The organism is Enterococcus spodopteracolus (assembly GCF_030441955.1).
Classification (GTDB): Bacteria; Bacillota; Bacilli; order Lactobacillales; family Enterococcaceae; genus Enterococcus_B; species Enterococcus_B spodopteracolus.
The window spans coordinates 25822-40539 of sequence record NZ_JARJHD010000006.1; the positions used below are offsets into that span (position 1 = coordinate 25822).

General features: G+C 39.9%; 11 protein-coding genes. 1 reads left to right on the forward strand and 10 read right to left on the reverse strand.

All coding sequences use genetic code 11. The features are described from left to right. Nucleotides 1-258 precede the first annotated feature (258 nt). The 3 genes from parC to P3R27_RS08840 all read right to left on the reverse strand — a co-directional run bounded on the left by parC (nucleotide 259) and on the right by P3R27_RS08840 (nucleotide 5459). Nucleotides 259-2709 (reverse strand): DNA topoisomerase IV subunit A, encoded by a 2451-nt coding sequence (parC, locus tag P3R27_RS08830; protein ID WP_126134029.1) that lies wholly within the window; start codon nucleotides 2707-2709, stop codon nucleotides 259-261. 11 nt (nucleotides 2710-2720) lie between these two features. Next, a complete protein-coding gene (parE, locus tag P3R27_RS08835) occupies nucleotides 2721-4766 on the reverse strand; it encodes a DNA topoisomerase IV subunit B (protein ID WP_034687873.1) in 2046 nt (681 codons plus the stop codon). Between the two features lie 267 nt (nucleotides 4767-5033). Then, nucleotides 5034-5459, reverse strand: coding sequence for a CoA-binding protein (locus P3R27_RS08840; RefSeq protein WP_034687875.1), 426 nt, complete (start codon nucleotides 5457-5459; stop codon nucleotides 5034-5036). A gap of 97 nt (nucleotides 5460-5556) precedes the next feature. Between P3R27_RS08840 and plsY the strand changes: the two genes are divergently transcribed. Further along, nucleotides 5557-6192 carry a glycerol-3-phosphate 1-O-acyltransferase PlsY gene (gene plsY / locus P3R27_RS08845; RefSeq protein WP_034687876.1) on the forward strand — a complete coding sequence of 212 codons (636 nt, stop codon included), beginning with the start codon at nucleotides 5557-5559 and terminating at the stop codon, nucleotides 6190-6192. A gap of 137 nt (nucleotides 6193-6329) precedes the next feature. On the opposite strand, the gene P3R27_RS08850 is transcribed toward plsY, so the two are convergent. The 7 genes from P3R27_RS08850 to topA all read right to left on the reverse strand — a co-directional run bounded on the left by P3R27_RS08850 (nucleotide 6330) and on the right by topA (nucleotide 14662). Then, on the reverse strand, nucleotides 6330-7205 hold the full coding sequence (locus tag P3R27_RS08850; protein WP_034687878.1) for an aldose 1-epimerase family protein: 876 nt from the start codon (nucleotides 7203-7205) through the stop codon (nucleotides 6330-6332). A 66-nt stretch (nucleotides 7206-7271) separates the two neighbouring features. After that, a complete protein-coding gene (gene codY, locus P3R27_RS08855; RefSeq protein ID WP_010735738.1) occupies nucleotides 7272-8063 on the reverse strand; it encodes a GTP-sensing pleiotropic transcriptional regulator CodY in 792 nt (263 codons plus the stop codon). Nucleotides 8064-8078: 15 nt separating this feature from the next. Beyond that, nucleotides 8079-9476 (reverse strand): ATP-dependent protease ATPase subunit HslU, encoded by a 1398-nt coding sequence (gene hslU / locus P3R27_RS08860; protein WP_034687882.1) that lies wholly within the window; start codon nucleotides 9474-9476, stop codon nucleotides 8079-8081. 11 nt (nucleotides 9477-9487) lie between these two features. Then, nucleotides 9488-10036, reverse strand: coding sequence for an HslVU peptidase proteolytic subunit (hslV, locus tag P3R27_RS08865; protein WP_010735740.1), 549 nt, complete (start codon nucleotides 10034-10036; stop codon nucleotides 9488-9490). A 24-nt stretch (nucleotides 10037-10060) separates the two neighbouring features. Continuing rightward, nucleotides 10061-10957 (reverse strand): tyrosine recombinase XerC, encoded by an 897-nt coding sequence (gene xerC, locus P3R27_RS08870; RefSeq protein WP_034687884.1) that lies wholly within the window; start codon nucleotides 10955-10957, stop codon nucleotides 10061-10063. 278 nt (nucleotides 10958-11235) lie between these two features. Further along, complete coding sequence (gene trmFO, locus P3R27_RS08875; RefSeq protein WP_034687885.1) at nucleotides 11236-12561, reverse strand: FADH(2)-oxidizing methylenetetrahydrofolate--tRNA-(uracil(54)-C(5))-methyltransferase TrmFO; 1326 nt, start codon at nucleotides 12559-12561, stop codon at nucleotides 11236-11238. Between the two features lie 22 nt (nucleotides 12562-12583). Then, nucleotides 12584-14662, reverse strand: coding sequence for a type I DNA topoisomerase (gene topA, locus P3R27_RS08880; RefSeq protein ID WP_019723732.1), 2079 nt, complete (start codon nucleotides 14660-14662; stop codon nucleotides 12584-12586). Between the last annotated feature and the right edge of the window lie 56 nt (nucleotides 14663-14718).

A 14718-nucleotide genomic window follows, 5' to 3' on the forward strand; every position in this document is an offset into this window, starting at 1 on the left:
GTTTCTGTTTTATGTAACAGTTTTTACGTGATAAGTATAACACATGTCGCCTTCAATGCAAGGGTTTTCTTGTTTTTTTGTTAACAAATAAAGCGAATATAAAATAATAACCGTTATTAATGCTTTTATATAGGCATTTATCTATTGTGAATCTATTCATATTTTGTTTGTGCAATCCTTAATTTTGTGTTAATAAATAAAAATAGCTGACAACTGTAATAATACAGTTGCTAGCTATCCTACAAAAAACTATAACAGTTATTCCTTGATATCCATCATCGGAGAATCAATCACTATTTGTACTTCTCCGCCTTTTTTCTCATCTAAAACAAATGAACCGTTCGACGTACGATCACCGATTGGATAATCTGTCGGATCGATCGGTAATTCTTGTCCTTTTTGATTGATCAATGTCATCGTTTTGGCGTGACCCTCTGACATATAGATCACTCGATGTGGTTGTTTCTTCAATTCTCGCAATACAGTCACACCTCGTTTGGCACGAGAAGTCTGACTGATTTCTTGTGCAAGCATTCGTTTTACTGCCCCACGCTGGCTGACAATAACGACAGGCGTATCTCCTTCTGCTAAGACAAGTAAACCATTAACGATATAATCTTCTTCTTTCAAATTGATCGATTTGACACCTGCAGCCTTCGTTCCAACGACTGGCACTTCAGTCAACGGATAACGTAGGCCCATTCCTTGATGCGTAACAAGGAAAACATCACGATCTGTTTGCTCTTTTTCAAGATAGACAGCCACTAATTCATCTTCACTGGCTTTTAGCTTCATGCCACTCAATGGTCGACTCTTATACGTACGCCATGGTTCAAAATCTGTCATCCGCGTCTGTTTGATCAAGCCGTTTTTACTGATAAATACAAATGTTTTTTCGGAATCGATTTTCTGATAGGGGAATACCGCTAAAATCGATTCATCAACAGCTAGATTCACTATCGTTTGTGAGATATGCTCACCAGCATCTTTCCATTTCAAATCTGGTAGTTCGTGGACTGGTCGATAGATCACATTGGCTTTATTGGTGACCAGTAACAAATGATCTAAAGTATTCAGTTCCCCAGCATATAGAAGATAGTCTCCTTCACGCATACCGATTTCTTCTGGTTTTGACGCACTATAGGAACGAAGGCTTGTTCGTTTCACATAGCCTTCACGTGTGACACTGACAATGACATCCTCTTGCGCAACTAATACTTGTGTATCGATTTTGATTTCTTCGATTTCATCTTCGATCATCGTCAAGCGAGAAGAAGCATATTTCTTCTTGACTTCACGTAGTTCTTTTTTCATGACAGAAAATAATTCTTTATCGTTTGAAAGGATTTTATTTAATTCAGTAATCAGAGCAATCAATTCTTGCGATTCACGACGGAGTTCAGTAATGTCTGTATTCGTCAAACGATAAAGCTGTAACGTAACGATTGCTTCAGCTTGTTCTTCTGTAAATTGGAACATTTTAACTAAATTATGCTTCGCATCTTTTTTATCTTTACTCTCACGGATCGTTGCAATGACTTCATCTAAAATCGATAGAGCTTTCATCAGCCCTTCGACGATATGTTGTCTTCTTTGCGCTTTCTCCAAGTCAAACTGACTACGTTTGGTGATCACTTGTTTGCGGTGCTCGATGTAACTACTTAAAATATCCTTCAACCCTACTTGATGAGGAGTCATATGATCGATTGCCACCATATTGAAGTTGTAGTTGATCTGTAATTCGGTATTCTTGAATAAATAATTCAAGATTCCTTGAGCGTTAGCGTCTTTTTTCAATTCCACAACGATCTGTAGACCCGTACGATCACTTTCGTCACGAACTTCTGCGATCCCATCGATTTTCTTGTTCAAGCGTATCTCATCCATTTTTTTAACAAGTGTCGCTTTGTTCACTTCATAAGGAATCTCAGTGATCACGATTTGTTGCTTGTTTCCTTTGATAGATTCGATCGCCGTTTTTGAGCGTAGGATCACTTTTCCACGACCAGTTTCATAAGCTTTCTTGATTTCATCTTTTCCTTGTAAAATGCCCCCAGTTGGAAAATCAGGACCTGGAATGAATTCCATCAATTTGTCTAAGCTGGCTTGTGGATGGTCGATCATATAGACAGTTCCATCGATGACTTCAGCCAGATTGTGTGTTGGTATCTCCGTCGCATAACCCGCAGAGATACCTGTAGAACCATTGACCAACAAATTCGGGTATCTTGCTGGTAAGACCGTTGGCTCTTTTTCAGTGTCATCAAAGTTCCAAACAAGATCAACCGTATTCTTTTCGATATCCGCGAGCATCTCACCACTTAGCTTCGATAAGCGTGCTTCTGTATAACGCATTGCTGCTGGTGGATCTCCGTCCATACTCCCGTTGTTTCCGTGCATTTCTACGAGTACTTCTCGGAGTTTCCAATCTTGGCTCATACGAACCATTGCATCATAGATACTGCTGTCACCGTGGGGATGATAATTCCCCATGATATTCCCGACAGATTTTGCTGATTTACGGAATCCTTTATCAAACGTATTGCCGTCTTTGTTCATAGCAAATAAAATACGACGTTGAACGGGTTTCAGACCATCACGGATATCCGGCAAAGCACGTTCTTGAATAATATACTTCGAGTAACGTCCGAAGCGGTCACCCATCACTTCTTCTAACGTTAATTCTTGGATTTCTTGATGTTCTTCCATTAGGTGACCTCCTATTCTACCTCTACTGATTGTTCATTTTTGTTTTCTTCTGCGCGTTCTTCTTCTAATAGGTCATTAGAAACAGACGCGGAAGTCTCAGTTTCTTCTTTTTTGTCTAGAATACTACGTTCTTCTTCTAAGCTGAATTGGACATGGTTTTCGATCCATTTACGACGTGGTTCGACTTTATCTCCCATCAAGGTGGTTACGCGTCGCTCTGCTTGCGCAGCATCATCGATCCTCACCCGGATCAAAGTCCGAGAGGTTGGGTCCATCGTCGTTTCCCATAACTGCTCCGCATTCATCTCACCAAGACCTTTGTACCGTTGCAACATATAACCTTTACCGACAGTCTTAATGATTGCAGCTAATTCGTCATCGGTCCAAGCATACTCGATTACTTGTTTTTTCCCTTGGCCTTTAGATACTTTATATAGCGGCGGTAAAGCAATGTAAACCTTCCCTGCTTCGATCAATGGTTTCATATAGCGATAGAAAAATGTCAACAATAAGACTTGGATATGGGCACCATCGGTATCCGCATCGGTCATGATGATGATCTTGTCATAGTTGCAATCTTCAAGTGAAAATTCAGGGCCGACACCGGCACCGATCGTATAGATCATCGTATTGATTTCTTCATTTTTTAAGATATCTTGCATTTTTGCTTTTTCGGTATTGATGACTTTTCCTCGAAGTGGCAATATCGCTTGGAATTTCCGATCTCTCCCTTGTTTGGCTGATCCACCGGCTGAATCTCCTTCGACAAGATACAATTCATTTTTCTTAGGGTTTCTCGATTGTGCAGGTGTTAATTTTCCAGAAAGTAATGATTCGCCCTTTTTACGTTTTTTGCCGTTACGGCTTTCTTCTCTGGCTTTACGAGCGGCTTCCCGTGCTTCTCTCGCTTTGATTGCTTTACGGATCAGCATTTGACTCATTTCGCTATTTTCTTGCAAGTAGAAGCCCATTTGTTCGCTCATGACATTATCAACGACGGAACGAGCAATCGGTGTACCCAGTTTTTCTTTCGTTTGTCCTTCAAATTGTAGCAAATGTTCAGGCACCCGGATCGACAAGACTGTCGCAAGTCCTTCACGGAAGTCACTACCTTCTAGGTTCTTATCTCGTTCTTTCAACAAGCCTACTTTACGGGCATATTCATTGTAGGCTTTGGTCATTGCTGTTTTCATGCCGACTTCATGTGTCCCACCATCTTTTGTTCGCACGTTGTTAACAAACGACAGGACATTTTCAGAATAGCCATCATTGTACTGATAGGCCACTTCTACTTCGATTCCTTCTTTTTCACCAGAGAAATAGACTACTGGCGTCAACGTATCTTTTTCTTCATTTAAATACGCAACGAATTCTTTGATTCCTTCTTCGTAATGAAAGACTTCTTGAACTGTTTCGTCACCTCTTAAATCTGTCAAAGTGATTTCTACACCTTTTAACAGAAACGCAGACTCTCTTAAACGTTCAGATAACGTATCATAGGAAAATTTTGTGGTTGAGAAAATACTATCATCTGGTAAGAAATGAACAGACGTACCATTGGCTTTCTTCGTTTTTCCAATTTTTTTCAACGTTCCGTCTGGTTTTCCACCTTGTTTGAATGTTTGTTGGTATTCGATACCATCTCGGACGATTGTCACTGTTAACCATTTAGATAAAGCATTGACGACACTGGCACCTACACCATGAAGTCCACCAGAAGTTTTATATCCTCCTTGGCCAAATTTACCACCGGCATGTAGCACAGTGAAAATAACTTCGACCGTTGGTATCCCTGAAGCATGCATGCCAACAGGCATACCACGTCCACTATCCGTAACAGTCACACTGTTATCCTCGTGGATCGTCACAGCGATTTCATTTCCGTAGCCTGATAAAGCTTCATCTACGGCATTATCAACGATTTCATAGACTAAATGATGCAAGCCTCGGCTATCAGTCGACCCGATATACATCCCTGGTCGTTTTCTTACTGCTTCTAATCCTTCAAGAACTTGGATCGAGGCATCATTGTATTCATTTTTAATTTTTTTTGCCAAGGCAAACGCTCCTTCAATAATACTTGCGATATAACCGCACCACGCTTATCATACTAGAAAAGTTCTCAAAAAAAAAGAGGGAAGGTCAGAATTGCAAGAAACAACCAACTCTCCCACTTTTTTCTCTTTTCTCTCAGCTTGTCAGTGGTAACGATCACTTACTCTTTTTGATAACAGGTCAAAACATTTTCTCATCACCCAGCTAAATTGTTTGCCAGTAAAAGTGGCACTAAGTATCAGAAAATGTGCTTCTGTTACTCCTGTTTTTTATTGTTCCATTTTTGCTAATTCGATCTTGATGCAGCGATCCATGACGATATCATTTCTTCCAGCTGCTTGGAGCATTTCAGCAGCTTCTTCATTCTCAATGCCTAACTGTGCCCAAAAGACTTTCGCATCTGTTTTCAGAAAATCTACCGCTACTTCTGGTAAAAACTCACTACGTCGGAAAATATCCACGATATCAATAGGTTCACTGACATCTGCCAGCTGAGCGACAACGGTTTCGCCTAACACTTCTTCCCCTGCTAATACTGGATTGACTGGAATGATACGATAGCCGTGTTCTTGTAGTAATTGTGCGATCTGATAACTTGTCCGTTCGGGCTTATTACTTAAACCAACGACCGCGATCGTTTTTGCTTCTTGAAGATAGCGAAAGATATTCGATTGTTCTGGATTTTTAAATGACATATGGATGACTCCTTTCCATCATTCGATTTTTTCGATTGTTTGAAGCATTCTTTCATGCTAAAATATACATTAGTTTCAACTTGAAAGAGGTTAAAAAATGAAAATAATCTTATTGTTTATTGTAGCATATCTTTTGGGTTCCATTCCATCTGGAGTATGGGTTGGTAAAATCTTTTTTAAAAAAGACATCCGCGAACACGGTAGTGGAAATATGGGAACGACCAATACATTTCGTGTTTTAGGTAAAACCGCTGGAACAGTGGTATTATTCATGGACATCTTAAAGGGGACATTAGCGACTGCCTTACCCGTCATTTTCCATGTCACTTCTGTCAACCCGTTATGGTTTGGTGTCTGTGCGATCTTAGGACATACCTTTCCGATGTTTGCTAAGTTCAAAGGTGGCAAAGCAGTGGCGACAAGTGCCGGTATGTTATTAGGCTTCAATCCACTGTTTTTTCTTTATTCATCAGCAATTTTCGTGATCAGTTTATACTGCACGAGCATGGTAAGCTTAACGAGCATGATCAGTGCGGTCTTGATCACTTTATCCACCATCTTCTTACCATACATTGCACCAGCAATCTTACCAGAACCAAATTTACTTTTGACGTTGATTGCTTGTGGTGTCTCCGCTTTTATTTTTTACCGTCATAAAGACAATATCAAGCGCATCAAAAATAAAACAGAAAGCCGAATCCCATTCGGTTTGAATAGTAGCAAAAAGAAATAATCTTTTTGATGAATGATAAAAAACAATGCCTTCTTAACAAATGACTGATCGATTGCACAACAATTCGTTCATTTGTTCAGAAGGCATGTTTTGTTTCATCGAACTAAATCAAGAGAACACATGTAATCGTCTTGTGTTTACTTGACAGTGATCGAATATTTCGTCTTGAATAATTCGTGAGCCCCTAATTGATTGATTCCTGCTTTTTCGTTCAACTGACCATTACTATCAACAGTATCTGCGATTCCAAACCACGGCTCAATACAAACAAATGGTGCTTCTTTAGGATATGGCGACCATATCCCAACGTAAGGCATATCTTTGTAACTGAGGGTGACACTGTGACTAGACTTTTCACTACGGATACTGTAAGCATTCAAACCTCTTGTTTCAAATACTAATGCATCCTGGTCAAACAGCTCCCGAAATAACGCAAGGTTGGTATTCGTTTGTCCAATCGTTTTTTGTTCCATGTCGATGAATGGTCCAGCTAATGGTAATCGCAAACGTGATTTTCTAGGAGAGAAAGCCAAATAAAAGTCTTCAAAAGTCAAACCTTCTTCTAATGGCACATTGAATGCTGGATGACCGCCAATCGAGAAATACATCTCTTCTTCCCCAATATTTTCAACATGATAATGAACAGTGATCCCGTCTCCCCCTAATTCATAAACAAGTACCAATTCAAAATCAAACGGATAATTCTCTTTTGTTTCAGGGGTACTTTTTAGGACAAACTTCGCACGTTCTTGTTCGTGCTCCGCCACTTCAAAATCCATATCACGAGCAAAACCATGTTGACCCATTGAATACGTTTTTCCTTGGTACACATATTGATCGTTTTTCAAACGTCCAACAATAGGGAAAAGAACGGGGGCATGTCTTCCCCAATACTTAGGATCGCCTTGCCAAATATATTCTAGATCATGTTCTTTTGATTTCAAACTGATCAATTCTGCTCCATGTTCGGAAATTTCAGCAATCAGCTGATCATTTTGAATAATAACAGTCATCGTCATCCTCCATCTTTTCTCAGACACTCACTTCTTCAATTAGCAAGCCTCTGAAAAATCTTCCTTTTAATAACTATGCTTCGTCAACTCATCTTTAAAACGAGCATTCAATACTTTTAAATACGTGCCTTTCATTCCCAGAGAGCGGGATTCAATGATTCCAGCTGATTCAAGTTTACGTAAGGCATTTACGATGACCGAACGAGTAATACCGATCTTGTCCGCAATATTTGAGGCAGTCAATCGCCCTTCATTACCTTCTAAAGCATCAAAAATGGCTTGAACTGCTTTTAATTCACTGTATGACAACGTATTGATCGCCATTTGTACAGCAGTCGTACTACGAACATCCGCTTCGATATCTCGTGATTTTTGATAAAGGATCTGCATCCCTACTACTGTCGCGCCGTATTCTGCTAAAACAAGGTCTTCATCGTTAAAGGCTTGTTCCATTCTTGCTAAAATGATCGTCCCTAAGCGTTCACCTGCGCCAAAGATCGGCACAACTGTCGTCAATCCAAAAGGATATTTTTCGCGACTTTCAAATGGAAATGCCGTCATATCGCTTGTGATTGGGATATTAGATTCCGTTTTCGTGATCATATCGACTGTTTCTGTGTAGGCATCAGGAAATTGCTTTTGCACAAACATTGTTTTCACACGATCATTGTTCACATCGTGCCGTTCATTATAACCAAGTAAAACCCCTTCACTGCCAATGATATACGTATTGCTGTCTAAAACAGCACCTAAAGTGACCGCCATTTTATCGTAAGGTAAATCCGCCTGCATATCAAACGTATTTTTTTGTTGCAATAATTTGTTTATCTTTCGAGTGTTCGTCAACAAATCCGTCATTTTTTTCCTCCGATTTTATAATATATAGCGACTTAGATCTTCATTTGCCGCAATTGATCCTAATTTATCATTGACATAGGCTTCTGTAATGGTAATTTCTCCCATTTGCATTTCTGGCGCTTCGAATAACAAGTCTTCCAACAATTTCTCTAATATCGTGTGTAAACGTCTTGCACCGATATTATCGGTATCACGATTCACATCATAAGCAATTTGAGCAATACGTTCGATAGCTTCTTTAGTAAACGTGACAGTCACATTCTCAGTACCAATCAAGGCAATATATTGTTTGACTAACGCATTGTTTGGTTCAGTCAAGATCTTGACAAAGTCCTCAGCAGTTAAGTCATCTAACTCAACACGTATTGGGAAACGACCTTGCAATTCAGGAATCAAATCGCTTGGTTTTGACAAATGAAAAGCTCCTGAAGCGATAAATAAAATGTGGTCTGTTTGTAAGGTACCGTATTTCGTATTGACTTGTGATCCTTCAACGATCGGCAAGATATCTCTTTGGACACCTTCTCTTGATACTTCCCCAGATTGTTGCGATTTAGAAGTGATTTTATCAATTTCATCAATAAAAATGATGCCACTTGATTCGGCTAATTTGATTGCCTCACTGTGGATATCGGCATCATTGACTAATTTTGCCGATTCTTCTTTGATCAATAATTCTAACGCTTCTTTGACTGTCACTGTCCGTTCAATTTTTTTCTTAGGCGTCAACGCACCAAGTGTTTCGTTCAAATCAATCCCCATTTGTTCAAGTCCATTGTTCATCATCGGTGCTGGTTTTTTTTGATCTTGGACTTCGATCGTCACTTCACGGTTGTCAAGCAAGCCTTTTTGCAATTGCTCTAACACTGTGCGACGATTCACTCGAATCTCTTCAGTTACTTCTTCTTGTGTATCTGCCGGTTGTTGCGAAGCATTGAACATATTCATCATTTGCTCAAACTGGTTGTTTGATTGTTTTTGTTCTTTTTTGATGCCTGGCACAAGGATCTTCACTAATTGTTTTTCCGCATTTTTCTTGGCTTGTGGGCGAATACGAAGATATTGATCTTTTTCAACGATCTGGATCGCATTTTCGACAAGATCACGAACCATCGATTCCACGTCACGTCCTACGTAACCAACTTCAGTAAACTTCGTTGCTTCAACCTTAACAAAAGGTGCGTTGACGATTTTTGCCAAACGACGAGCGATCTCTGTTTTACCGACCCCAGTTGGCCCGATCATCAACATATTTTTAGGTGTGATATCTTGTTGCATCTTTTCATCTAATTGAAGACGTCGATAACGATTTCTAAGAGCAACTGCCACTGATTTTTTTGCTGCTTGTTGACCAATGATATATTGATCTAACTCACTGACGATTTGTTTTGGTGTTTGTTTTAATTCATACATGTCATTCACCTCTATAATTCTTCTACAATAATGTTGTGGTTTGTAAAGACGCAGATATCTGCTGCAATATTCAACGCATTTTCAGCAATTTCTTTTGCACTCATCTCATTTTGTGCATAGTTTTTCATTGCTCGTGCGGCAGCTAACGCAAAGTTTCCACCAGAACCAATGGCTAATATTCCGTCATCCGGTGTAATCACTTCACCTGTACCAGAAACGAGTAACATTTCTTTGTCATTCATCACGATCAACATTGCTTCTAGCTTTTGCATCGACTGTTGTGTACGCCATTCTTGGGCTAATTCAACGGCTGCTCGTTGAAGATTTCCGTTGTATTCATTTAGTTTACCTTCAAATTTTTCTTCTAAAGTAAAAGCGTCAGCAACGCTCCCTGCAAAGCCAACGACTACTTCATCGTTGTAAATACGACGTACTTTTCTCGCACTACCCTTCATTACGACAGATTCGCCCATCGTTACTTGGCCATCACCTGCCATCGCGAATTTCCCGTTTTTTTCAACTGCACAAATGGTTGTTGAATGAAACTGTGATTCTACCATAGATATTTCCTCCTAATAATGTGATCACGCTCGTGGATGGAAAGAGCGATAATTTTTTTGTAAGCTTTCTTTTGTGACATGCGCATAGATTTGAGTCGTTGATAAATTTGCATGACCTAAAAGTTCTTGCACTGTACGCATATCGGCACCATTATTCAATAAGTGCGTCGCAAAAGTATGACGTAACATGTGAGGATGGATATCACTATCCAAACTACTCTTTTTAATGATTTGATTTAATACATATTCGATCCCAGTAGGTGTGATCGGTTCTCCATGATGATTCACGAAGACATAGTCATGTGACTTATGGTATTTCGTCATTAAGACGCTGCGCCCTTTGGCAAAATACTCTTGCAAAGCATCTTGCGCAAATGAACCCAACGGTGCATAGCGTTCTTTGTTTCCTTTTCCATGGATCAACATCACCTCTGAGCCAAAATCGATGGCAGACATCATCAATTGGCTACATTCACTCAAACGGATACCTGATCCATAAAGTACTTCTAATAATGCCCGATCTCTTAATGCTAAAGGACTATCCCCTGTCACACTTTCAAATAAGCTTTGCATCTCATTCTCATAAAAAAAACGAGGAAGTTTAACATTTTTTTTCTTCAAATGAACATACGAAAATGGATTTTCAGCGATTTTTTCTTCACGAAGAAGATATTGATAAAATGAGCGTAAACTCGCAATTTTCCGACTCACCGAATTTCGACTGTATGACTTATCAGATAGATAACTTAGATAAACTCGTACATCCAAATAGCTAACTTTCAGCGGATCAGCTTCACCTGATTCCGCCAAGAATCGTTGAAAATCATTGATATCTTCTTCATAGGCAGATTTTGTTTTTTCTGAATACCCGCGCTCTATGATTAAATAACGCAAAAAATCTTCTTGTAAAGTTGGCTTCATTCTTTTTACACCTACCTTTAGATCCCAAAATAAATTTAGCATAGGCCCAGAGAAAAAACAAACAAATTGTCAGAATTTAACTAATATTTCTAAGTTTGTTCACAATTCAATTCGTTTGCTTGACAATTAAAGGATAAGCTGGCTAGAACCAACGTTAAAAAAACCATAGTTATTATATAAATTGGCATGAGTTCAGTCAATAACCGAGAAATAAGCCGAAGTACTCAAAAATGGCAAACACCATCCTGAGACACTTCGACTTATTACATAACATCCATTTAACGAGAAGCAAATTCTTTATTCAAGACTTCTTGCTTTACTTTTTCATTGGCTGCTAAGGCACGTTGTGCAATTGCTTCATATCGAGATTTTTTATCACGGATTCGTTCAGGTAATTCTGGGAATAATCCGTAGTTTGCATTCATTGGTTGGAAATGTTTGCCTTCCGCATGTGTGATGTAGTAGGCCATACTTCCCATGGCTGTTTCTTGTGGCAAAGTCACAGGTTCCAATTCTTTCGCTAAGCGAGCAGCGTTGATCCCTGCAAGCAAGCCACTTGCCGCACTTTCAACATACCCCTCTACACCCGTCATTTGTCCTGCAAAAAATAGATCTTCGCGTTTAGTCGATTGATAAGTCGGCTTCAAGAGTTCTGGTGAATTCATGAAACTGTTGCGATGCATCACACCATAGCGGACAAATTCTGCATTTTCTAACCCTGGGATCATACGGAACACGCGCTTTTGTTCGCCCCATTTTAAATGCGTCTGGAAACCAACGATATTATAAAGAGAAGCGGCTGCATTATCTTGTCTTAATTGGATGACTGCATAAGGTCTTTTTCCTGTTTTAGGGTCTTCTAGGCCGACTGGTTTCATTGGCCCAAATAGCATTGTCTTAAAGCCACGTTGCGCCATTACTTCGATTGGCATACAACCTTCAAAATATTTTTCTTTTTCAAAAGATTTCAATTCAGCGACTTCCGCATTGACTAAGGCTTCATGGAAAGCTTTAAATTCTTCTTCGGTCATCGGACAGTTTAAGTAAGCCGCCTCGCCTTTATCATAACGTGATTTTAAATACACCTTGTCCATATCGATCGTGGATTTGTCGACGATCGGTGCCGCAGCATCGTAGAAATAAAAACCGTCTGAGCCGTTAAATGCTTTGATGCTTTCTGCTAAAGGATGAGAAGTCAGAGGTCCTGTAGCTATCACCGTGATTCCTTCTGGTATCTCAGTGATTTCTTCATTCACCACTGTAACTAAAGGATGCTCTTTGACCTTACGAGTGATGGCTTCAGCAAATGAATCGCGGTCCACTGCTAAGGCACCGCCTGCAGGTACAGCTGTTTCATCTGCTGAATGGATGATCACTGAATCTAAGCGACGCATTTCTTCTTTCAATAATCCAACTGCGTTCGCAAGACTATTCCCTCGTAGAGAATTGGAACAGACTAATTCAGCAAAATTATCTGTATGATGCGCTTCTGTCTTCTTAACTGGTCTCATTTCATATAACTTTACAGGTACACCCGCTTGAGCGATTTGCCATGCTGCTTCGCTTCCAGCTAGACCTGCACCTACTACATTGACGATTTTCAACTAAAAACCTCTTCTCATTTCTTTATTTTTGAACATCTTCTTCGTAATCGCCATTCGTACAAACCACTTGTTTGCCGCCTTTGACTTTTTTCTCGACCAGATAATGGTCACATTTCGGACAATTTCTGCCGATTGGTTTTTCCCATGAGGTGAATTCACATTCTGGGAAACGAGAGCAGCCATAAAATAGACGATTTTTCTTGGATTTACGTTCGATGACTTGTCCTTCATGACACACGGGACAAGTGACGCCGATTTCCTTGACGATTGGTTTGGTATTTCGGCAATCTGGAAAATTACTACATGCATAGAATTTACCATACTTCCCTAATTTTATCACCATCGGATGCCCACACAAATCACAATCAAAACCAGCTGGTTCATCTTTGATCTGGATTTTCTCGATTTTTTCTTCGGCATTCGATAATTCCTTTTCAAATGGTTTATAAAAACGATCGACGACCTCGATCCATTCTTCTTTCCCCTCTTCGACTTTGTCTAAGTCATCTTCCATTTCAGCTGTAAAATGGATATCTACGATTTGTGGGAAGAACTCACAGATCAGCGAATTGACGATCTCACCTAATTCGGTTGGTTCAAAACGTTTCTGTGTCAACTTCACATAATATCGTCGTTGAATCGTATCTAACGTTGGCGCATAAGTCGAGGGACGACCTACCCCGTTTTCTTCCAATGCACGGATCAACGTCGCTTCACTATAACGTGCAGGCGGTTGTGTGAAATGTTGTTTCGGTTCGATATCGACAGATTGCACCGTATCGCCTTCTGCTAACTCTGGCAAAATATTTTCTTTGTCTTCTTTCCCATCATCGCGCCCTTCAACATACACTTGCATGAACCCTTTGAATTTGATTTTTGAGCCATTCGCAATGAATCTTACATCATTTTGTTCCAACGTGACTTTCATCGTATCCAATACAGCTGGTGTCATTTGACTTGCAACAAATCGTGACCATATCAACGTATATAATTTCAATTGGTCTTTATCCAAGTATTGTTTCAACTCATCTGGTGTACGTAATGCACTGGTTGGACGCACTGCTTCATGGGCATCTTGTGCCCCTTTAGAGTTCGTTGCTTTACGTTCCGAATGACTGGAGAATTCTTTTCCGTATGTTTCTTCGATGAACGTTGCGACTTCGGCTTTAGCGGTATCGGCGATCCGTGTAGAATCGGTACGCATATACGTGATCAACCCGATCGTGCCTTGTTTGCCAAGTGAGATTCCTTCATACAACTGTTGCGCCACCATCATGGTTTTACGTGTTCTGAAATTCAATTTACGAGCAGCTTCTTGTTGCAAACTACTTGTCGTGAATGGGTTCGCAGGATTTCGCTTACGTTCTTTCTTTTCGACTTTTGTTACTGCAAACTCTTTACCAGTGATCCGGTCAGTCACTTCTTTGACAGTTTCGGCATCGGACAATTTTTTCTTTTTGCCATCGACTCCCCAAAAGTTTGCTTTGAACTTCTTACGTTCTTTCTTAAAGTTTCCGTCAATACTCCAATACTCTTCTGGCGTAAAATCACGGATCTCTTTTTCGCGTTCAATGATGATTTTCAATGCGATTGATTGGACTCGACCAGCACTCAAGCCTTTTTTTACTTTACGCCATAAGATCGGACTAATAGAATAACCAACGATACGATCAAGCGTTCGACGTGCTTGTTGCGCATCGACAAGATCCACATCGATCGTACGTGGCTCTTTAAATGCCGCTTTGACTGCATCCTTGGTGATTTCATTGAAGACAACACGATTTTTATCATTGAGATCCAAGCCTAACAAATAAGCCAAATGCCAAGCAATTGCTTCCCCTTCCCTATCCGGGTCACTTGCGAGGTAAACTTTTTGCGCTTTTTTTGCCGCTGCTTTTAGACTTTTGATGACATCGCCTTTTCCTCGAATCGAGATATAATGCGGTTCATAATTATTTTCAAAATCGATTCCCATCTTACTTTTAGGTAAGTCACGAATATGTCCTACACTAGCCATTACTTTATAATTACGACCAAGATATTTTTCAATCGTCTTGGCTTTTGCAGGTGATTCTACGATCACTAAATATTTATATGCCATTCCTGAATGGACTCCTTTCCATTTTCGGGTTCCTACTATATATATGTTACAAGGAC

Bases quoted from the DNA above. Each gene is read 5' to 3' on its own strand.
- P3R27_RS08840 (WP_034687875.1), bottom strand. From the start codon at position 5,459: ATGTCATTTAAAAATCCAGAACAATCGAATATCTTTCGCTATCTTCAA.
- xerC (WP_034687884.1), bottom strand. From the start codon at position 10,957: ATGAAGCCAACTTTACAAGAAGATTTTTTGCGTTATTTAATCATAGAG.
- hslV (WP_010735740.1), bottom strand. From the start codon at position 10,036: ATGGTAGAATCACAGTTTCATTCAACAACCATTTGTGCAGTTGAAAAA.
- topA (WP_019723732.1), bottom strand. From the start codon at position 14,662: ATGGCATATAAATATTTAGTGATCGTAGAATCACCTGCAAAAGCCAAG.
- plsY (WP_034687876.1), top strand. From the start codon at position 5,557: ATGAAAATAATCTTATTGTTTATTGTAGCATATCTTTTGGGTTCCATT.
- hslU (WP_034687882.1), bottom strand. From the start codon at position 9,476: ATGTATGAATTAAAACAAACACCAAAACAAATCGTCAGTGAGTTAGAT.
- parC (WP_126134029.1), bottom strand. From the start codon at position 2,709: ATGGAAGAACATCAAGAAATCCAAGAATTAACGTTAGAAGAAGTGATG.
- codY (WP_010735738.1), bottom strand. From the start codon at position 8,063: ATGACGGATTTGTTGACGAACACTCGAAAGATAAACAAATTATTGCAA.
- P3R27_RS08850 (WP_034687878.1), bottom strand. From the start codon at position 7,205: ATGACTGTTATTATTCAAAATGATCAGCTGATTGCTGAAATTTCCGAA.